Source organism: Paenibacillus chungangensis (assembly GCF_042675905.1).
Classification (GTDB): domain Bacteria; phylum Bacillota; class Bacilli; order Paenibacillales; family Paenibacillaceae; genus Pristimantibacillus; species Pristimantibacillus chungangensis.
In genome coordinates this window covers 257,862-277,367 of sequence record NZ_JBHTJZ010000011.1, presented here as the reverse complement: position 1 = coordinate 277,367, position 19,506 = coordinate 257,862, and the positions used below count along the sequence as shown (strand labels likewise).

The 19,506-nt window shown below is 51.9% G+C and carries 18 protein-coding genes; all 18 read left to right on the top strand.

The features are described 5' to 3' along the window. The first annotated feature begins 552 nt into the window (after nucleotides 1–552). The 18 genes from ACFQ2I_RS10845 (at nucleotide 553) to ACFQ2I_RS10760 (ending at nucleotide 19,479) form a co-directional block, all read left to right on the top strand. Nucleotides 553–1,491 carry a TAXI family TRAP transporter solute-binding subunit gene (locus ACFQ2I_RS10845; RefSeq protein ID WP_377564178.1) on the top strand — a complete coding sequence of 313 codons (939 nt, stop codon included), beginning with the start codon at nucleotides 553–555 and terminating at the stop codon, nucleotides 1,489–1,491. A gap of 5 nt (nucleotides 1,492–1,496) precedes the next feature. Then, nucleotides 1,497–2,093 carry a DUF1850 domain-containing protein gene (locus tag ACFQ2I_RS10840; protein ID WP_377564177.1) on the top strand — a complete coding sequence of 199 codons (597 nt, stop codon included), beginning with the start codon at nucleotides 1,497–1,499 and terminating at the stop codon, nucleotides 2,091–2,093. Between the two features lie 3 nt (nucleotides 2,094–2,096). Then, nucleotides 2,097–4,229, top strand: coding sequence for a TRAP transporter permease (locus tag ACFQ2I_RS10835; protein WP_377564175.1), 2,133 nt, complete (start codon nucleotides 2,097–2,099; stop codon nucleotides 4,227–4,229). A 318-nt stretch (nucleotides 4,230–4,547) separates the two neighbouring features. Next, nucleotides 4,548–5,027 (top strand): SRPBCC family protein, encoded by a 480-nt coding sequence (locus ACFQ2I_RS10830; RefSeq protein ID WP_377564174.1) that lies wholly within the window; start codon nucleotides 4,548–4,550, stop codon nucleotides 5,025–5,027. 27 nt (nucleotides 5,028–5,054) lie between these two features. Beyond that, nucleotides 5,055–5,390, top strand: a complete 336-nt coding sequence (locus tag ACFQ2I_RS10825; protein WP_377564173.1) for an ArsR/SmtB family transcription factor — start codon at nucleotides 5,055–5,057, stop codon at nucleotides 5,388–5,390. 120 nt (nucleotides 5,391–5,510) lie between these two features. Then, a complete protein-coding gene (locus ACFQ2I_RS10820) occupies nucleotides 5,511–6,431 on the top strand; it encodes an aldo/keto reductase (protein ID WP_377564171.1) in 921 nt (306 codons plus the stop codon). 417 nt (nucleotides 6,432–6,848) lie between these two features. Then, on the top strand, nucleotides 6,849–7,121 hold the full coding sequence (locus ACFQ2I_RS10815) for a hypothetical protein (RefSeq protein WP_377564170.1): 273 nt from the start codon (nucleotides 6,849–6,851) through the stop codon (nucleotides 7,119–7,121). A gap of 374 nt (nucleotides 7,122–7,495) precedes the next feature. Continuing rightward, nucleotides 7,496–8,260, top strand: a complete 765-nt coding sequence (locus ACFQ2I_RS10810) for an ABC transporter ATP-binding protein (RefSeq protein WP_377564169.1) — start codon at nucleotides 7,496–7,498, stop codon at nucleotides 8,258–8,260. Then, entirely contained in the window at nucleotides 8,250–8,954 is a 705-nt protein-coding gene (locus tag ACFQ2I_RS10805; RefSeq protein WP_377564168.1) for an ABC transporter ATP-binding protein, read from the top strand. Before ACFQ2I_RS10810 ends, ACFQ2I_RS10805 begins: the two co-directional genes overlap by 11 nt. 48 nt (nucleotides 8,955–9,002) lie before the next feature. Next, the gene (locus ACFQ2I_RS10800) at nucleotides 9,003–10,253 is read left to right on the top strand and encodes an ABC transporter substrate-binding protein (RefSeq protein WP_377564167.1); all 1,251 of its coding nucleotides are present in this window, start codon (nucleotides 9,003–9,005) and stop codon (nucleotides 10,251–10,253) included. Nucleotides 10,254–10,327: 74 nt separating this feature from the next. Beyond that, nucleotides 10,328–11,191 carry a branched-chain amino acid ABC transporter permease gene (locus ACFQ2I_RS10795; protein ID WP_377564165.1) on the top strand — a complete coding sequence of 288 codons (864 nt, stop codon included), beginning with the start codon at nucleotides 10,328–10,330 and terminating at the stop codon, nucleotides 11,189–11,191. 3 nt (nucleotides 11,192–11,194) lie between these two features. After that, nucleotides 11,195–12,160: a branched-chain amino acid ABC transporter permease gene (locus ACFQ2I_RS10790; protein ID WP_377564164.1), complete on the top strand. Its 966-nt coding sequence runs from the start codon at nucleotides 11,195–11,197 to the stop codon at nucleotides 12,158–12,160. A gap of 106 nt (nucleotides 12,161–12,266) precedes the next feature. Beyond that, the gene (locus ACFQ2I_RS10785; protein WP_377564163.1) at nucleotides 12,267–13,706 is read left to right on the top strand and encodes an FAD-binding oxidoreductase; all 1,440 of its coding nucleotides are present in this window, start codon (nucleotides 12,267–12,269) and stop codon (nucleotides 13,704–13,706) included. Between the two features lie 36 nt (nucleotides 13,707–13,742). Next, a complete protein-coding gene (locus ACFQ2I_RS10780; RefSeq protein WP_377564162.1) occupies nucleotides 13,743–14,765 on the top strand; it encodes a zinc-dependent alcohol dehydrogenase in 1,023 nt (340 codons plus the stop codon). A 5-nt stretch (nucleotides 14,766–14,770) separates the two neighbouring features. Then, nucleotides 14,771–16,201, top strand: coding sequence for an aldehyde dehydrogenase family protein (locus ACFQ2I_RS10775; protein WP_377564161.1), 1,431 nt, complete (start codon nucleotides 14,771–14,773; stop codon nucleotides 16,199–16,201). A gap of 22 nt (nucleotides 16,202–16,223) precedes the next feature. Then, a complete protein-coding gene (locus tag ACFQ2I_RS10770) occupies nucleotides 16,224–16,454 on the top strand; it encodes a 2-hydroxymuconate tautomerase (protein ID WP_377564159.1) in 231 nt (76 codons plus the stop codon). Nucleotides 16,455–16,495: 41 nt separating this feature from the next. Beyond that, nucleotides 16,496–17,959, top strand: coding sequence for an NAD-dependent malic enzyme (locus ACFQ2I_RS10765; protein WP_377564157.1), 1,464 nt, complete (start codon nucleotides 16,496–16,498; stop codon nucleotides 17,957–17,959). Nucleotides 17,960–17,964: 5 nt separating this feature from the next. Continuing rightward, on the top strand, nucleotides 17,965–19,479 hold the full coding sequence (locus ACFQ2I_RS10760; protein ID WP_377564156.1) for a xylulokinase: 1,515 nt from the start codon (nucleotides 17,965–17,967) through the stop codon (nucleotides 19,477–19,479). Nucleotides 19,480–19,506: the final 27 nt, after the last annotated feature.

The window sequence follows — 19,506 nt, the reverse complement described above, 5'->3', positions numbered from 1 at the left end:
CTGAGTCGGCGCTGCAGGAGGAGTCCGATCCGTCGTCGGAGTGATCGTCATCGTCATAGTAGTCCGAATCCAATCATGGCTTACCGGAAGACGCCGTTTCACTAACTGGATTTCATGTCATAATTTTCTGTGATATGCGCCTACTCCTCTCTAAGAACTGGATTTCATGCTACTCTTTCGGCTCAATTTGTGATATTTGGATGAAAAGAATTAATTCAACTGTACATATTCCATTTGCAGCGTATAACGAATACGATATGTCCTCATTAATGACATGAAATCCAGTTAACATTGTTCGTGCACATCTGCATGATGGATTGGCTTGCGCTTAAAGCACTTTACTGTTTGCAGCACACTCTGTAGCTGTTCATTTGGATCCCTTACATAGAAGCATACCTTCGGTCATGTTTACTTTGTCATGTCTTGCGATTGACCTGCCGACTTGCTCGTGGTGCGTTTACTCTCCGAATTGGACTCATAATAGCCTGCCGCTTCACATACCCATGTTATAAGGCCTTGAGGCCTGTATACATAGAAGGGGAGGGTATGAGAATGATGAAGAGGGGCTTGCTTGCGGTGCTGAGCTTGATGCTGGTGATGGTTGCTGCCGCGTGCAGCAAGGGCGATAAGGATCTGGTCATCCTGACGGGCGGAGAGCAGGGTACTTATTATCCGCTTGGCGGCGCGCTGGCGCAGATTATTAACGACCATGCCAAAGGAATGACGGCAACGGCCGTTACAAGCGGAGCATCTGTAGTCAATGTGAATGATGTGAACGATGGCAAGGGAGACCTTGCGCTTATTCAGAATGACGTCGCTTATTACGCCGTGCAAGGATCGCAGATGTTCCAGACGAAGGTCAACGGCTTCAAGGGCGTCGCGATGCTGTATCCGGAGGTCGTGCAGATCGTAGCGGCGGCGGACAGCGGAATCGCAAGCGTGGACGATCTGAAAGGAAAGCGGATTGCGGTAGGCGACCAGGGCTCTGGAGCCGAGGTGAACGCGAAGCAAATTCTGGATATTCATGGTATTACCTATGATGATATTAAGGTGGAATATATGGCGTTCTCCGACGCGGCAGGCGGCATTCAGGACGGCAATATCGATGCGGCGTTCATTACGGCCGGCACGCCAACCGGCGCCATCGAAGCGCTGAAGGCGAACCGGGCTGTGACCATCGTCACGATAAGCGATGAGAAGATTGCGGAGTTGGCGGACCAATATCCCTACTATACTTCCTTCAATCTGCCCAAGGATGTATACGGCACGGAGAACGATGCCAAAACTGTTGCCGTAGGGGCAATGCTCGTCGCCAGCGACGACATGTCAGAGGATGATGTGTATAAGCTGACGAAAGCGATGTTCGAGCATCTGGACGTATTCGCAGCGACGCATCAGAGAGGGAAGGACATTACGCTGGACAGCGCGCTGGACGGCATGTCGGTGAATATCCATGCGGGTGCGCAAAAGTATTACGATGAAGTGAAGTGACGGTCATGAGACCACTATGGCTAGGAAAGAAGGAGGGGGCATTGCTGCGCGGCAATGCCCTCTCCGACTATTCGCAGCATATGGTCGCTGCTGCTGCACGTCGTACGAAGCTGTTATGGGCGGGCGTCATCGGCATTGCGCTCGTCGCGATCCTCTGGTGGCTGCTTCTGCCGGTATCCGCTTATCATCTCCAGATCGTGAGGGCCGACAGCGGGAAGGTGCTATGGTCGGACAATGTGCAGCCGGGTGAAGTATTTCTTGTGCGGTATGTTCACTCTGTCGAGCTGTCACCCGTGCTGGAGTTTTTCATGGTCGGAGATGATGGCGAGATTGTGGCGACCGAGAGCCGCACCCGATCATTCGGCGCGGGGCTGCCGCATGAGAAGAAGGGGATAACGGAGCTGGCGGGAGGTTATTATGTGATGCGGGGGCTGCATGAGCCGGTGGGCGAGCTCCATGTCCAGCCTTCATACCTCCACTCGCATACGCTTCAATTCAAGGGTGTAACGGTTCATCTGAATGAATCGCCCTATGCTCGGGAGCATCTGATCGTGCGGGCACAGCAGCCGCCACGCTGGCAAGCTTTATTAGGAGGGGGTTGAAGCATGATTGTTTCGGTCAGATCGAGTATTGTGCTGCTGCTGTGCGTCTTGTTGTCGCTGTACCACTTCTGTACGTCAGGCTTCGGTTACCTGCCTGGCGTCGGCTCGCGAACGCATCTTGTCATTCACCTTGTATTCGGACTTAGCCTCGTCTACTTGCTGTATCCTCTCATGAAGGACGGCAAGCGGCGCTATTCAGTGTGGCTCGACTATGCGCTTGCTGCCTGCTGCATCGGTATTGGGGTCTATATGATGATCAATCTGAAGTCGCCTTCCATCTTGAGCGCCCGCATGACGTTCGTCGATCTGCTCGTGGCAATTGCATTAGTCGTGCTCGTGCTGGAGGCGACCAGGCGGGTCGTCGGCAAGGCGCTCGTCATTATCGCGGGCGTCTTCATCGCCTATTACTTCCTTGGCGCCTATCTCCTCTATCCCTTCCGGCATAGCCGCGCCGACTTCGAGCGATTTTTCTACGAGATGTCCTTCACGACGAGCGGCATCTTCGGCACTCCGCTTACCGTCTCAGCCAATTATGTATTCATCTTCATCCTGTTCGGAGCGATTCTGGAGGCGACCGGCGCTGGCAAAATGTTCATCGACCTCGCGCTTCGCGCCTTCGGCCGATACCGGGGCGGACCGGCCAAGGCCGCTGTCGTATCCAGCGGCATGCTTGGTTCCATCTCCGGCAGCTCCATTGCCAATGCGGTGACGACGGGCACCTTCACGATCCCGCTCATGAAGAAGGTTGGCTTCAAGCCTCATGTGGCGGGAGGCATAGAGGTGGCCGCCTCTTCCAGCGGGCAATTGCTGCCTCCGATTATGGGAGCAGCCGCATTCCTGATGATCGAATATACCGGCTATGCGTATGTGGAGATTATTCGCAGCGCACTTATTCCAGCCTTGCTCAGCTACTTGGCCATCTTGCTGATGGTGCATTTTGAGGCGGTCAAAAACCGGATCAGCGGCTTGAAGCGGGAGGAGCTCGTCTCCGGCAAGTCACTTCTGCTGCGGCAAGGGTATCTTATTTTCCCGATAGCGGTGCTTATCTTCTTCCTGGCTTCCGGCAAGACGGTGGGCAACTCCGCCTTCTTCTCCATCGTCATCCTTATGGTGATCGCTTACTTCGCCAGTCTACTTCAACGAAGACTGCCGATCGGGCTGCTTATTGCGATAGTGCTGTCGGCAGTGGTCTATGGAATGAGCGCCTTCTTCGGATGGCCGGTGGAGATTGCGGTCGTGTGCGTGCTAGGCGTCGCGATTGCGCTATTGTTCGTGCTGCTGCAGAGAGCGGCGAAGCAGGAGTCTCAGCCGCTGCGCTTCGGCTTGCGGGAGCTTGCCGCCGGGCTGGAGCTTGCTGCGAAGAATGCGCTGTCCGTCATTGTCGCTTGCGCAACGGCGGGGATGATGATCGGCATCGTTAATCTGACCGGACTCTCCAGCAAGCTGCCGCATATCATCGTCGGCTTCGCCCGGGACGTCGCTTCCTGGCTGCCGTCCTTCGCAGCGGCATACAGCGATTCCATTCAACTGTATGCCGCTCTCGTCTTGACAGTGGTGGCCTGTCTTATCCTGGGGCTGGGACTCCCAACGACCGCGACTTATGTCATTCTTGCCGCTATGGTAGCCCCCGCGCTAGTTACGCTGGGATTGCCGGTTATGACGGCTCATCTCTTCGTGCTGTATTACGGTGTGCTGGCGGACGATACGCCGCCGATCAATCTGCCCGCATATGCGACGGCGGGCATTGCCGGCGCCAATCCCATCTCCACGGGGGTGCAGGGGTTCAAGTTCGATTCCGGCGCATTGCTGTTGCCGTTCGCCTTCGTCGCGAACCCCAACTTGCTGCTGTTGAACCCCGACGTATCTCCTTGGGTGCTGGGGCTCAATATTGGCACGGCGCTGCTCGGCATTGTGGCGCTCGCCTCCTTCATACAGAAGTGGCTGTTCTCGGCTTATAGGAGTTATGAGCGATGGCTTGCCTTCCTGGCGGCGCTTGTCCTTATCCATGGCAGCTGGATCACGGATGCGGTAGGTATTGCGGTGCTTGCTCTGCTGGGCGTGCTGACGTATCGCAGGCGCGAGTCGGCAAGTCGTTCGGGGGAAGTGGAGGAGAGGGCAGCGGGCATGGGAGGGTAATGCAGTTAATATGATTGGTGACGGTAACGTTTAGCGACGCTAATTGCTTGCAGCCTTAAATATCGCCTGCCTCCAGCCGTTGTACGGATAGGGACAGGCGTTTTTTGCCGGTTACTTTGGGCTGCAAGGCATGTGGCATGAGCTGGAGCGCGGGAAGTGGGTGATCGGAGTGATTGGATAACAGTAGGCGATGAATCCTCGGTTGAAGTGTGGAATGTAGTAAGTTAGGAGATATCATTTGAATTAATTACTTTTCAGTTATATAACTATATGGTAATATAAAATGGCAAAGTCAATTACAATTACTGGAGGGATTGGATGGACGGCAAGGTATTCGTGCGGGATGGTCGTCGTATTGTATGTTTCGAGCGTTATTTGAAGCACCCGGTGGAGAAAGTGTGGGAGGCGATTACAAGGCCGGATCAGCTTGCCCAATGGTTAACCGTAAAGTCGGAGCTGGATCTGAATGTGGATGGACAACTCGTGTTAAGATGGGATAATGGAGACGAGGTAACGGGCAAATTCACGAAAGTCGAAGCGCCTTACGAGTTGGAGTACACGTGGCTGGAGTCGTCTTCAGGGAATTCTGTGGTACGATGGATGTTGAAGGAAGAAGGAGACGGCTGCATGCTGCAATTGATGCACACCTTCCCTGAGTCTGTTGCCGTCATTGATTTCTTGTCGGGCTGGTATGTGCATTTGGATGTGCTGGATACCGTGCTGCATGAGCGGTTTACCGGCTTTCCGGACGGCCGCGTGAAGGAGATGCGGAAGCGATATGCGTCAATGATGAGTTAAGAAGGGGCGGACATGGGGCGATGAACGATGACAACTAGAACGGTTTTTGAAGTGTTGGCGGAGCCGCACAGAAGAAAGATTCTCGATCTGCTATGCGTTCGCGAGCGTTCTGTAGGAGAACTTGTAGCTATCTGCGAATTAAGCCAGCCGGGCGTATCCAAGCATCTTCGCATATTGCGAGAAGCCGGGCTCGTAGCCGTTCGATCGGTCGCGCAGAAGAGCATCTATACCATACAGCCGGAGCCGCTGCAGGAGATCGATCAATGGCTGGAATCTTACCGCCGCTTCTGGTCCGGCAAGCTGGATGAGCTGGAGCAGTATCTGGCTCAGGGGAATAACAGCGAGAAGCCGCATGCGGAATAACGGTGCAGATTGCTGCGAATCGTTGCTCTATCTCGAATTATTTTCCTCATCAGATATTTAGGCGTATACTAGAAGATAGACTGAGAAGTAACTCTTATGATGGGAAGGAGTGCAAGCAACGTGAAATACAGAAGATTGGGAAGTACGGACATGAAAGTATCTGTTGTTGGCATCGGTACCTGGCAGTTCGGCGGGGAATGGGGGAGAGCCTATACGCAAGCGGAAGCGGATGCGATACTGGACAAGGGGCAAGAGCTGGGCATTAACCTGATTGATACGGCGGAGTGCTATGGCGATCATCTGTCCGAGAAGTTCATCGGCGACTACATAAGCCGTCGCAACCGTGAAGACTGGGTTATCGCCACGAAGTTCGGCCATCAATTCCACGACTTGTTCTCCCGTACCGACAAGTTCGACGCTGGCAGCATGCTGGAGCAGCTGGACGCTTCGCTGAAGGCGCTGAAGACGGACTATATCGATCTGTATCAATTCCATTCCGGTCCGGACGAAGCGTTCGACAAGGACGAGCTGTGGACGATGCTGGATAAGCAGGTGGCGGCGGGCAAGATCAAGTTCCTGGGCACCTCCATCTCCAAAAACGACCGTACGCATCAGACAGACGCCTCGCAGAAGGTGGGCTCGCGCACGATACAAGTGGTGTACAATCGGCTTGACCGCAAGCCGGAGGAAGGTGTCTTCCCGTCCTGCCAGAAGCAGGATCTGGGCGTACTGGCGCGCGTTCCGCTGGCGAGCGGCTACTTAAGCGGCAAGTACAAGCCTGGGGCGGAGTTCGCGGGCAATGATGCGCGTCACCGCCACGATGCGGAAGAGCGGCACCGGAAGCTGGAGGAAGTGCAGCGGATTGCGCGCGAGGAAGTGCCGGAAGGTGTGGACATGGCCAGTTGGGCGCTCGCCTGGTGCCTGAAGCATCCAGCGGTGACGACTGTCATTCCGGGCTGCAAGGACCCGGCGCAGGTCGAGATGAATGCGAAGGCGGCGGAACTGGTCACAGAGCCGCATCCGCAGGATGTGCAGAGGTAAGCAGCAGTCAAGTGAAAAAGTCTTTATCACCATTAAGGCAATGGTGCTGAAGACTTTTTTTGTGCGTGGGTTGTCAACCATATCATATTTGTTAGTGACGAGTGTGCTATATTATGTGGAAGGAGCTTATCTATATAGGTTGAACCATTGAATGACCATGCTAACGGCGCAGAGAGCAGAGGTGATGGACATTAGCTGGCCAAGCTAACTTTTTACAGTTAGTCGTTCCGCTGACGTCAAGATGACAAATTCAATTGTTCATCCAATATAGCTAATTTATTTAGCGAAGCATATTCTAGCGATTATAAAGCTAATGGACATGAAGTAGCTATTAAAAAGATATGGCAAATGAGATTCTATTAGCTTTTTTTCGAATTATTAGTTTGGGCGGGGTCAAATTAGAGGTGGGAATTAACTATGAACAAGAAGTATTCTTTTACGTTGACAAGTGAAAGTGAACAATATTGTGATATGATTGTTGAGGAAATGGAAAGGTTATTTCGTATTTCAAAGAAAGAAGCTATAGGTAGAGTGAACCAAAAATGGTCTGCGTGTAATTTCAATGATGAAAGCTTGCTATTTCACATGCTTCCTGAAGAGTGGGCTAATGAAATTTATTACGGCTCAAATTCGATGTGGTGGAAAAAGGATAAGCAATTATTACGGCCTATGCCATTTCGTGAAAAATAAATTGATATAATATTTAAGAGCGAAGTTTGCCACATGCGAGCCTAACAACTCCATGTGGCTTTTCTTTTGCGAATTAATCTTGCGAATTTCTTCGTTTTCAAATGCCTCGGTAATACGCTTATTGTTTTTCCGTTTATAATTCATTCACAAAGCGCTACATACCTAATGTCTGTCAAACGGGAAAGCTCAAGAAGGCTATTACCATGTTCCTAACAAGGGCAGTTACATGTAAACACAATTATTGGGATAAAATAATGTGCGTAAAATGATTGACAGTGACAAAAGTTCCGCTTATTATACACATATAGACGTATATACGACTATTCATCATTCGAAGCATGACCGGAAGTTGAATTCGGTTAAAGGAGGTACAAATGCTTGTCGTAAAAAACGCAACAAAGAAATTCGGCGGATTGATTGCGGTAAACGATGTGTCCTTTGAATTACACAAGGGGGAAATACTTGGTCTTATCGGTCCCAATGGTTCAGGCAAGACAACAATGTTCAATCTGATTACAGGGTTTTTGACTTTAACATCAGGGAGCGTGACATTCAAAGGAGATGATATCTCCAATCAAAGGCCAGACCGGATCGTGCACAAGGGGATATCCAGAACGTTTCAGATTACGAGTATTTTGCGCGACTTGACTGTGGAGCAGAATATTCGGGCTGGTATGTTCGGTGCGATAGAGACAACTCTCCTGGACGACCTGTTCCGAACAAGAGCGTATAAGCAGAAGGAAGCTGCGTCTATGCAGCGGATTAACGAGGTTCTTGAATTAATTGGCATGGAGAAGCAGCGCGATAAGCTGGCCAAAAATATTACATCGGTGGAGCAGCGCAAGTTGATGATCGGAATAGCGTTGGCCAAAAATCCGGAGCTGCTTATGCTGGACGAGCCTGCTGCAGGAACAACAAAAGAAGAGCAGAAGGAATTAATCGATTTATTTCGCCACATTAATGAAAGCGGTGTCACGGTACTGATCATTGAACATCACATGCATGTCATTATGAATGCGTGCCAGCGTATTGTCGCTTTCAACTTCGGCAAGAAAATCGCAGAGGGCAGTCCGGAAGAAATTCAGAATCACCCGGATGTCATCGAAGCTTATCTGGGGAGTGGTGATCATGCCTCTTAAAGTAACAAATTTGAAAATTGCTTATAAAGGCATTCAAGCCGTTCATGGCGTCGATTTTCAAGCTGAAGATGGAAAGATTACAGTCATTATTGGTTCCAATGGCGTAGGGAAAACATCGATTCTAAAAGGCATTATGGGGATCGTCAAGCCAACCGCCGGAGAAATCGAATATAATGGCGTCGATTTGCTGAAGCTTTCTTCAAGCAAAAGAACCTCGATCGGCTTATCGCTTTGTCCTGAAGGTCGCCAATTGTTCCCGAATATGACCGTTCAAGAGAATCTTGAGCTGGGCGCATATGCCAGAAGCGATAAGGGAGTAAAAAGCGATCTGCATGATATTTTCCATAAGTTCCCGAGATTGTCAGAGCGGCGATCGCAGAAAGCGGGTACGCTGAGCGGCGGTGAACAGGAGCTTGTCGCTATTGCAAGGGCGCTGATGGCCAAGCCTAAACTACTTATTCTAGATGAACCATCATGGGGGCTGGCGCCAATTATGATTGATGAGGTCGTATCGATCATTAAAGATATTAATGCCCAAGGCACCACCATCCTGCTGATCGAACAGAACGCCAATATTGCGCTGCGCATGGCCGATTATGCCTATGTCATGGATGTAAGCGGTATCGTCGCAGAAGGCACGGGCCAGCAATTGTTGAATGACGAGAAAGTTAGAGAAGTATACATGGGGGCATAGTCCGCCTGATGCAATGACATTCTATTAATACAAAGTGAGGCGACCATCATGAAAAAAAAGAGATTGCATATATCAGCTCTGGTTGTTGTATTGGCTATGCTGCTGTCCGCATGCGGCAGCGGAGGAGGATCAACGGCTGGCGTGAAGGGGAATGAAATATTAGTGGGAGAGGTTGATCCGCTTACTGGACCGGCAGCTGTATATGGAGCGGCTCAAAGCAAGGCGCTGAAGATGGCCGTGGATGAAATCAATGAAGCTGGCGGCGTAACGGTAGGCGGCAAGAACTATACGTTCAAGCTTATCTCCTATGATGACAAAGGCGATGCGAACGAGGCGATCTCGGCCTCGAGAAAATTGATTGACCGCGATGGCGTGAAATACATTCTTGGCTGGGCCGTAAGCGGTTCCACTTCTGGCGCTTCTAAAGTGCTGGGGCAAGAGGACGTGCTTATGCTGATCGGCAACGCAGGCGAGACGGGCATTGTGACGCAAGGCTATAAGAACATATTCCGTACTAGACCTCCAGGCGGTTATACAGGCGGACCCGCCGGCGGCTTCGTAGCAGAGCAAGGCGTGAAGAAACTGGCTGTCCTTGGTCAGTTGAAGGACTCTATTTATAAGGAATATACCGAGAACTTCAAAGAGAAATTTATGGAGGGCGGCGGTGAGGTTGTAGCTGAAGAGTCGTTCAGCCTGAGCGATCGCGACATGTATACGCAATTGACCAAAATTATCGGCCAAAAGCCGGATGCGATCTTCGTTCCTGGCTCTGTAGAGCCTGCGGCGTTCGTCTTCAAGCAGCTGCGCGAGCTGAATTTCCAAGGCGAGATTTACAGCTTCACCGGCGGAACGCCTGAACAATTCAGCACGGTGCTGGATATTAAGCAAATGGAAGGCATCTACGATTTGAGACCTCTGGAGACAACTTATGAGGCGATGAGTGAAGTTGGCAGGAAGTACGTGGAAAACTTCAGAGCGAAATACAATGAGACACCGGTGCCTAGCGCGGTTAACGCCTATGACCAAATGTACGTCCTGAAGAAGGCAATTGAGACGGCAGACAGCCTGGAAGTGCCCAAGTTGATTGAAGTCATAAAAGAGATGTCTCCTCCAGAGGAAGCGGCTCTGTCCTATATTACGGTAAATGACAAAATGTTCGATGAAAACGGACAAGCGTTCACGACTAACGTAGCAATGCAATGGAAAGATGGCGAATGGCAGCTAGTGAAGGAGCTGGAGGCGGCGGCTGAGGAGTACTCGGCATACTTGTCCGAGCTTCGCCAATCGCAAGGGAAATAAGAGCTAACCGGATAGAAGGGGACGGATGAGCTTATGCGCCGCCCCTTCTCCCTTTTAGAAAGGAGTTGGATGGAATGTCAGAGTTCTCGCAATTACTGCTTAACGGCATTGTCATTGGCAGTTTTTATGTTCTGATCGCACTTGGGCTTTCGATTATTTTTGGCATATTGGATATTTCGCACTTTGCACATGGTTCTGTCGCCATGTTCTCTGGCTATGTGGGCTACATGCTGGCGACGAAGCTCAACGCTGGATTTATCGTTTCTTTGCTTCTCAGTATGGTGTTCGCCGCTGTGATGGGAGTTGTACTGGAGAAGGTGGCGTATAGTCCCGTGAAGAATGCGCCACCCATCAACGGCTTTATTATTGCGCTGGCACTCATGATGATTATCGATAATATTGCAGTACTGATTTTCGGTGCCAATCAGGTCGTTATTCCGACAGGCATTGACGGCGTTGTGCGGTTCGGGGATGTCGCGATCAGCAGTCTGCGGCTTTACTTGCTGGGTACAAGCTTCTTGCTTATTCTACTGCTGTATCTGTTCATGAAGTATACCAAAACCGGCAAAGCGATCCGCGCAGTTGCCCAGAATCGCGAAGCAGCCAGAATTGTCGGCATCAATACCAATCGGATTTCCAGCATTGTATTCGCTCTAGGTTCGGCGATGGCGGGAGCTGCGGGCGTGTTCATCGGCTCGATCTTTGCGTTGTACCCAGCGATGGGAGGACATACGGTAATGAAGGGCTTTGCCGTATTGATTCTCGGAGGATTGGGCAGCTTCCCGGGCGCAATTGTCGGAGGCATGCTGATCGGTGTTACCGAAAATTTCGGAACGGCATTCGTATCTTCCTCTTATAAGGACTTGTTCGCTTTTGTGATTCTGATTGCGGTGCTTATATTTAAGCCTAAAGGGCTGTTTGGAAACAGGGGGTTGTAAGCGATGTTTACGATAAAACGAATTTCGATCGCGGCAGCCGTCGTTGTGGCTCTTGTTATTCCTTTTCTGGGCATGCAGCAATACTATTTTCATTTAATTTCGTACTCGCTTATTTGGGTGATCATGACGCAAGGACTTAATATTATTCAGGGTTATACGGGGTACGTATCGATTGCCCAAGCGGCTTTCTTCGGAATCGGGGCATATGCCAGCTCGTTATTGTCGATTGATTTGGGCATTTCGGTATGGCTGTCCATTCCGCTCGCAGTCGTCATCTCCGGATTTGCGGGATTGATTGTCGGATTTCCTGCGCTTCGCACGCAAGGACATTATTTCGCCATTGTGACGATGTCCTTTTGTATGATTATTTGGGTGTTGATGGTGTCATGGGATTCCTTTACGCGGGGAGAAGCGGGCATTACGAACGTGGAAGGACCGAGTCCGTTATTCGGCATTGATTTCGCAGACAAGCACAATTACTACTATTTAATTCTGTTAGGGGTATTCGCATCGATTCTGATCAGTTACAGATTGGTCTATTCCAGAACGGGAAGAGCGCTTATTACCATTCGCGAGAATGAACCGCTCGCTCAGGCCGTCGGCATTCCGATTCTGCGCTATAAAATGATCGCTTTCACGGTCAGCGCCATGATGGGCGGATTGAGCGGAGCGCTGTACGCGCATTACACGCATTTCATCAATCCGACGCCGTTCACGGTCGACTATTCCTTGAATGCGATTCTGGCAGTTATTCTGGGAGGCAGCGGCACGATCGTCGGTCCGATTATCGGCTCGTTTATTATGAACTTTCTTCCGGAATATTTGCGAATGGCGGATGAATACCGTCTTATTATTTACGGTGTCCTGCTTATACTCATTATGGTGTACATGCCGAAGGGCATTATTCACTTGCTTCAGATCGGCTACGCATACGTGCGCATGAAGCTGAATCGGAGTGAACGAGGCTAACCGTCTTCCGAAAATCATTGAATAGGGTTGACGAAGACGAAGGGTATGCTATAATTCAACTAGACGTATATACAACTATACAAACATGGGCAAGGGGATGAGGATTGTGGAACTCGTAGGTTATACACTAGCTATGTTTCGCTCAGAGCTTGAAAATGCAGTAGGCAAAGAAAATGTGGTTGATGTGGAAGAGAAGCGCAAGGAGCTGTCTATTGATCAGTCCTGGATTACACATATGTGGAATGAAAGAAAGCAGCCGATGGCTACTCCTTACTTCATCGTAAGACCTTCGACGACAGAGGAAGTATCCAAGGTGATGATTATATGTAACACCTACAAAGTGCCGGTAGTGCCTCGCGGCGGAGGTTCCGGCACCGCGGGAGGAGCGGCCACGCTATACGGCGGCATCGTGCTGGACGTTACACGAATGGACAAAATTATTGAGATTGATCATAAGTCGCTCGTGCTGACGGCGCAGCCTGGAATCAATGGCCGTGTATTGGAGGATCTGCTTAATGAACAGGGCTTGATGCTCGCTCATTATCCTTCGTCTGTCGATATTAGCACGCTTGGAGGTTACTTGGCGGCGCGAGGCTCGGGTGTTATGTCCACAAAATACGGCAAAGCTGAGGACATGGTGCTCAATATCGAGGTTGTGCTGCCTGATGGACGCGTCATCGAGACGCTGCCAACGCCGAACCATGCTTGCGGCCCGGGAATGCTGCAGCTGTTCGTCGGTTCGGAAGGAACGCTAGGCGTCATTACGAAGGTCAGCATGCGGCTCGATCCGCTCCCTGAGGTTCGATTGCATCGCATGATCCAATTCCCGACCGTTAGCGCGGGGTTGGCTGCGGGGCAAGAGATTATGACCAACAGGCTGAATCCAGCGGTCATCCGTCTCTACGATCCAGGCTCAACGGAGAAGTCATTGAATACGACAGGCGTAGATCTCGATGGCGTCTATATGGTCATCATGTTCGACGGTTTCAAGGAATTGGCGGAAGCTCAGCAGAAGAAAGTGCTTGATATCTGTATCGCTAATGGCGGAACGGACTTGGGAGAAGAGCTTGGCAAGCATTGGTGGGATACGAGATATGTCGCTTACAAGCCGCCGGTTCATCCCGCTTTCCCGCAAATGTACGGTACGCCGGAGACAGTTACGACTTATGCCAATATTGAGAAGCTCTATTACGCCAAGAAGAAATTCGTCGAAGAAACGTATAAGGAGTGGGGAGCCAAATATACAGCCCACTTCTCACATTGGTACGCTTGGGGTACGATGATCTATGATCGCTTCTATATTGACCATCCGCCAGAGGATGCGGAGGAGGCGTTCCGTCTGCACAATGAAATATGGGCAGAGTGCACACGCATCAATTTGGAGAACGGAGCGGTGCTCAACGAACATCACGGCATTGGCTTCAAGCTCGGCTGGTTCATGCGGGAGCAATACGGGGAAGCCTTCAATGTGCTGCTGGACATTAAGAAGTCGATCGATCCGAAGGGTATTATGAATCCGGGCAAGCTAGGGTTCGGTGTCTGGTAATAATACGCCATCAACAGGCAGTAGGAGGAATGCTTCGTGCGAGGCTTGGTATATGAAGGGAACAAAATATTGACGGCCAGGGAGCTTCCTGTGCCTGAGATTGGAGCAGGCGAAGTATTGATCAGAGTCGCGTATACCGGCATATGCGGCTCGGATCTGCTCATCTGGAATGGAGGGTATCCAAGAGTGAAGCCTCCTGTGACGATCGGTCATGAGTTTTCGGGCGTGATTGAGGCGGTGGCGGATCGGAACGGATCGCTTAAGCCAGGGGATCGGGTTGTTGTAGAGCCGCTTCTGACGTGCGGCGAATGCTTCGCTTGCCGAAGCGGGGAATACAATCTATGCCGTTCGCTCGGGCTTATCGGCATTGATGTCAATGGAGGGATGGCTCATTATGTCAAAGCGGCCGCGGACAAAGTTATTCGCATTCCAGATACCGTGTCGCTTAAGGATGCGTCATTCGTAGAACCGTTGGCAGTGGGCGTTCACATGGTGAATCAAGCTGCCGTTCGCGCAGGGCAGACGGTGCTTGTCGCCGGAGGCGGTCCGATCGGATTGATCGCGGCGAGCATTGCCCGATTGCGGGGGGCGGACGTCTATATATCAGAAATTAATCCGTTCCGCATCGAGAAAGCGAAGGCATTCGGCTTTCACGTTATTAACCCTCAAGAGTCTAATGTCGTGGAGACGATTCGTGCGGTAACGGATGGAGATGGAGCTCATGTTGCATTGGAAGTCACTGGAACGCCATTCGGCTTGACCGATTGCATCGAAGCGGCAGGCACGAAGGGAACCGTTCTTATTGCTGGCATGGCCAAGAAGCAGCCGATGGTAGATACGTACAAAATATTGGCGAAAGAGCTCCATGTCGTTGGCTCCAGAGTGTATAAAAAAGAGGATTTCCATGAGGCGCTCAGGTTGATTGAATCGGGGCAATTTGTTCCGGGGCCTTTCGTCAGCAGAGTGGTCACGCTGGACAATGCGGTCGAGGATGGCTTCGTTGCGACGGAAGCGGGAGCGCCGGTCGTGAAAATTCTTGTCGAGCTGGAAAGGGAGTGAGCGGTATGGGGATAAGAAAACATCTGTTCATAGGCGGCGAATGGAAGGAAGCGAAGCGGTATGAGCCGCTTCGCTCTCCTTATTCAGGAGAGACGATTGCGGAAATTCCGTTAGCGGATATCGCGGAGACCGATGCCGCCATAGAAGCGGCTTATGCGGCGAGGGGCGCCATGGCGCGCATGCCGGCGCATCAGCGGGCAGCGATATTGGAGCGGCTTGCCGCTTTATTGGACAGCCGCAAGGACGAAGCGGCCAGGCTGCTGGCTCTGGAAGCCGCCAAGCCGATGAAATATGCGGTGGCGGAGGTCGCGCGCACGGTGCAAACCTATAAGTTCGCAGCGGAAGAAGCCAAGCGCATTCACGGAGAGACGATACCGCTGGATGCCGCGCCTGGAGGGGAAGGCCGAATCGCCTATACCGTTCGGGAGCCCATTGGTGTAATCGGCGCAATTACTCCGTTCAACTTTCCGCTTAATCTGGTCGCGCATAAAGTAGGACCTGCGATTGCAGCGGGCAATACGATTGTGCTGAAGCCTGCGGCGCAAACTCCGCTCTCTGCGTATTTCATCGGAGAGCTGCTTGTGGAGGCGGGCTTGCCGGCGGGCGCGCTCAATATAGTGCCTGGCTCAGGCAGCGTCGTCGGCAATCACATTGTTGAGGACGACAGAGTCGCCATGATCACGTTCACAGGCAGTCCTGAGGTGGGCATTGGCATTCGTTCCAAGGCGGGTCTCAAAAAAGTGACGCTGGAGCTAGGCTCCAATGCCGCGCTTATTGTGGACCGCGACGTAGATATCGAACGAATCATTCCGCGCTGCGTCATGGGCGCATTCTCCAATCAAGGGCAGGTATGCATATCGCTGCAGCGCATCTATGTCCATGAGGATGTATATGATTGCTTCGTGCAGCAATTCGCAAGCGCGACATCCCGTCTGAAGCTTGGCGATCCGCTTGATGACGCAACAGATATCTCTGCGATGATCTCAGGCAAAGAATCCGGTCGAGCGTTATCCTGGATCGAGGAGGCCGTGGCCGGCGGAGCGAAGGTTGCGACAGGCGGGGCGATTCAGGACGGCATGCTGCAGCCGACCGTTATGACGGATGCGGCTTCTGAGCTTAAGGTGTCATGCCAGGAAGTGTTCGCTCCCATCGTATCGATCAACAAGATCGCCGATATCCATGAGGCGATCCAACAGGTGAACGATTCGAGGTATGGTCTGCAAGCGGGCATATATACGTCTAACATTCATACAGCGCTGCTTGCGGCGGAAGCGTTGCATGTGGGCGGCGTGATCATTAACGATATCCCTACCTTCCGCGTCGATCACATGCCTTACGGCGGAGTGAAGGATAGTGGCACTGGACGCGAAGGCGTTCGTTATGCTGTGGAAGAGATGACGGAAATGAAGCTCATTGTGATGAACCGGATGGTGTAATCAATCAATAGGGGGTAAAGCAATGCCATTTATTCATGTGGAAGTTTTGGAAGGGCTGTCAACAGAGAAGAAGCAGGAGCTTGTAAAGGAAATGACCGATATGTTTGTTCGGATCGCAGGCGCCCCTCAAGAGCGTGTATTTATTTTCTTCGAGGATTTGAAGCGGGATAATTATGCTAGAGGAGGCAGTCTTGTCAGCTTGCTGCCTCCGCCGTCAACGGCGCCCGCCGCAACCGGCAATGAAGGGAAATGATAGGTTTTGTGAAGCAGTTATAACGAGCGGGGGAAAGCATCATGTCAACCTATACTAGCGTAATTATTAGAATTGAAATGGATAGCAGGCGGGCGGCATTCGCCGATGTGTCGGCGGCCATCTCCCGTTCCGGCGGGGATATGATTGCTATTGATCTTATTCGTTCGCATCAGACGATGACGGTGAGAGACGTTACGGTCAATATGATGGATTCCAAGTGCGATGAAGTGTTGGATTCGATCCGCTCTATTGAGGGCATAACGATAGTCAATGTGTCAGATTGCACCTTCCTTGCTCATCTGGGCGGGAAAATTGAAATTCAGGCGAAGCGGCCGATCCGCAATCGAGAGGATCTCTCCAGAGTGTATACGCCGGGCGTGGCCAAAATTAGCCGGACGATCCACGAGCAGCAGCATAAGGCCTATTCCTTGACGTTGAAGCGGAATTCGGTCGCGGTTGTCAGTGATGGAACGGCAGTGCTGGGACTCGGCGATATCGGTCCTTGGGCTGCGCTGCCTGTTATGGAAGGCAAGGCGATGCTGTTCAAGCAGTTGGCAAACATCGATGCCTATCCGCTCTGCCTGGATACGAAGGATCCCGACGAAATCGTGCGTATCGTGAAGGCGGTGTCTCCTGGATTCGGCGGCATTAATCTGGAAGACATCTCTTCGCCTCGCTGCTTCGAGATTGAGCGGCGTCTGACGGAAGAGCTGGATATTCCCGTCTTTCATGATGATCAGCATGGGACAGCCGTTGTCGCTATTGCGGGATTGATTAATGCGCTGAAGGTTGTCGGGAAGCGGATGGACGACGTCAGAATTGTAGTGGCGGGTATTGGTGCGGCGGGGGTCTCCATCTGCAAAATGCTGATAGCTGCTGGAGCGGGAGAGGTCATTGCTGTCGACCGTGAAGGGGCGCTGAGCAGTCAGCATGAGTATGACAATCCCATGTGGTCATGGCTGGCGAGCCGAACGAACCCGTCCCAGCTTCAAGGCAGTGTGAGCGATGTCATGAATGGCGTGGACGTATTCATCGGCGTATCAGGACCGGGCGCGCTGTCGGTAGAAGATGTGCGCAAAATGGCGGACAATGCTATCGTATTCGCTATGGCGAATCCGGAGCCCGAGATTGATCCCGAGGTAGCGGAACCTTATGTGAAAGTACTGGCTACAGGCCGCAGCGATTATCCGAATCAGATCAACAACGTGCTATGTTTCCCGGGCATGTTCAGGGGAGCGCTTGATTGCCGGGCGAAGCTGATTAATGAAGAGATGAAGCTGGCCGCGGCAAGCGCTATCGCAGGCGTTATTCCCGAAGAAGAAGTGAATGAGCATTATATTATACCGAGCATTTTCAACGAGGTGGTCGTAGAGCGTGTGCGGCAAGCGGTAGTGGAGGCGGCGATTCAGACTGGTGTTCACAACCGCATTCCGCGAGATTTGCAGGACGGCATGAGAACGGCTGAACTTGCGGTCTCCGGCGCCTTTGAAGGAAAGGGAGTTTGACGGCAATGGCGATATCATATGTGCTTGGAGTAGATCATGGCTCGGGAGGCTGTAAGATCACATGTCTCGGTTCCGACGGAACAGTTGCATCTGAGGCCTATGTGTCCTATCCGTCTCTTTATCCCAAGCCAAGATGGGTGGAGCAGGACCCGAATCAATGGATTGACGCAGCTGTGGAAGGAATTCGGAAAGCGATTTCATCGTTTTCCACGGAACAGAGAAGCCGAATGGAAGCGATCGCCTTCTCCGCTCCGCATCATGTAGCGGTACTGCTGGATAAGGGGGGAAGTGCCCTTCGCAATGTCATCATGTGGAATGACCAGCGCAGTGGAGATGAGTCCAAGGAATTGTACAGACTGAAAGGGGAACGGATATACGATCTGACCAACAATGCGCCGAATCCCACCTGGACATTAAGCCACTTCCTGTGGCTGAGGAAGCATGAGCCGGAAGCTCTTGAGCGCGTGCAACGGATTGTATTCATGAAGGACTATGTCCGCTATCGCTTCTCAGGGGACATCGCCACCGATCATATCGAGGCCGAGGGCTCCTTGTTCTATGATATTCATGAGCAACGCTGGTCCGATGAACTGCTGGAGCTGATTGCACTGGACAAGTCGCTGCTTCCACCAGTAGGCTCTCCGCTGGATCGCGCCGGTTCGCTTACCCAAGAGATGGCGGATCGGCTGGGCTTGCCAGCCGGGATTGCGATTGTAATGGGAACAGCTGACACGGCTGCGGAGGTCTATGGCTGCGGAACGGTGGAAGCGGGCGACGGTGTCGTGAAGCTTGCGACGGCAGGGAATTTCGCTCTTGTCACCGATAAGCTGCCGCGTAATGACAAGCTGACAGCTTATCATCATGTTATTGACGGCTTGTATTATCAGAACAGCGCAACCAACTTCGCTGCAGCATCCTTCCGCTGGTTCAAGGAATCCTTCTACAGGGAGGCGGAGGGGCGAATTGGCGCCGAGGATATCTATGACTATATTGTCGGAATGGTGGATTGTCTTCCGGCAGGCTCGGAAGGTCTGTTGTTCCAGCCCTATCTGAATGGCGAACGCTCTCCGCATTGGGACCCTTACCTGCGGGGCTCATTCTTCGGGACGACGACCCGCCATACCAGAGAGCACTTCGCAAGAGCGGTGCTGGAGGGTGTTGCCTACTCACTGCGAGATTGCGCCAATCAACTGTCTGACCGTCCACTGAAGGCGGTTAAGCTGATTGGGGGCGGAAGCAAGGGCCGGCCATGGATTCAAATTATGGCTAGCGTGCTGAATCTGGAGATGGAGATTCCGGAAGTGAGCGACTCGTCCTTCGGAGCTTGTCTGATCGCTGCAACCTCAATAGGTTGGTACAGTGATTTGCGTGAAGCGGTAAGCCACGCTCAGCGAGTCGTTGAGTCTGTAGCTCCCGTGCCGGAAGATGTGAAGGTGTATGATGAGATGTTCTCTATCTATCGGGAATTGCATAGCCGCACCCATGATCTGGCCCACCGGCTGACGAGCATGCAGGAGTAATCTGTGAATAGAGATGAGACACACAAA

Coding starts and splice junctions, on each gene's coding strand:
- ACFQ2I_RS10845 (WP_377564178.1), top strand. CDS start 553: ATGATGAAGAGGGGCTTGCTTGCGGTGCTGAGCTTGATGCTGGTGATG.
- ACFQ2I_RS10840 (WP_377564177.1), top strand. CDS start 1,497: ATGAGACCACTATGGCTAGGAAAGAAGGAGGGGGCATTGCTGCGCGGC.
- ACFQ2I_RS10835 (WP_377564175.1), top strand. CDS start 2,097: ATGATTGTTTCGGTCAGATCGAGTATTGTGCTGCTGCTGTGCGTCTTG.
- ACFQ2I_RS10830 (WP_377564174.1), top strand. CDS start 4,548: ATGGACGGCAAGGTATTCGTGCGGGATGGTCGTCGTATTGTATGTTTC.
- ACFQ2I_RS10825 (WP_377564173.1), top strand. CDS start 5,055: ATGACAACTAGAACGGTTTTTGAAGTGTTGGCGGAGCCGCACAGAAGA.
- ACFQ2I_RS10815 (WP_377564170.1), top strand. CDS start 6,849: ATGAACAAGAAGTATTCTTTTACGTTGACAAGTGAAAGTGAACAATAT.
- ACFQ2I_RS10810 (WP_377564169.1), top strand. CDS start 7,496: ATGCTTGTCGTAAAAAACGCAACAAAGAAATTCGGCGGATTGATTGCG.
- ACFQ2I_RS10805 (WP_377564168.1), top strand. CDS start 8,250: ATGCCTCTTAAAGTAACAAATTTGAAAATTGCTTATAAAGGCATTCAA.
- ACFQ2I_RS10800 (WP_377564167.1), top strand. CDS start 9,003: ATGAAAAAAAAGAGATTGCATATATCAGCTCTGGTTGTTGTATTGGCT.
- ACFQ2I_RS10795 (WP_377564165.1), top strand. CDS start 10,328: ATGTCAGAGTTCTCGCAATTACTGCTTAACGGCATTGTCATTGGCAGT.
- ACFQ2I_RS10790 (WP_377564164.1), top strand. CDS start 11,195: ATGTTTACGATAAAACGAATTTCGATCGCGGCAGCCGTCGTTGTGGCT.
- ACFQ2I_RS10775 (WP_377564161.1), top strand. CDS start 14,771: ATGGGGATAAGAAAACATCTGTTCATAGGCGGCGAATGGAAGGAAGCG.
- ACFQ2I_RS10770 (WP_377564159.1), top strand. CDS start 16,224: ATGCCATTTATTCATGTGGAAGTTTTGGAAGGGCTGTCAACAGAGAAG.
- ACFQ2I_RS10765 (WP_377564157.1), top strand. CDS start 16,496: ATGTCAACCTATACTAGCGTAATTATTAGAATTGAAATGGATAGCAGG.
- ACFQ2I_RS10760 (WP_377564156.1), top strand. CDS start 17,965: ATGGCGATATCATATGTGCTTGGAGTAGATCATGGCTCGGGAGGCTGT.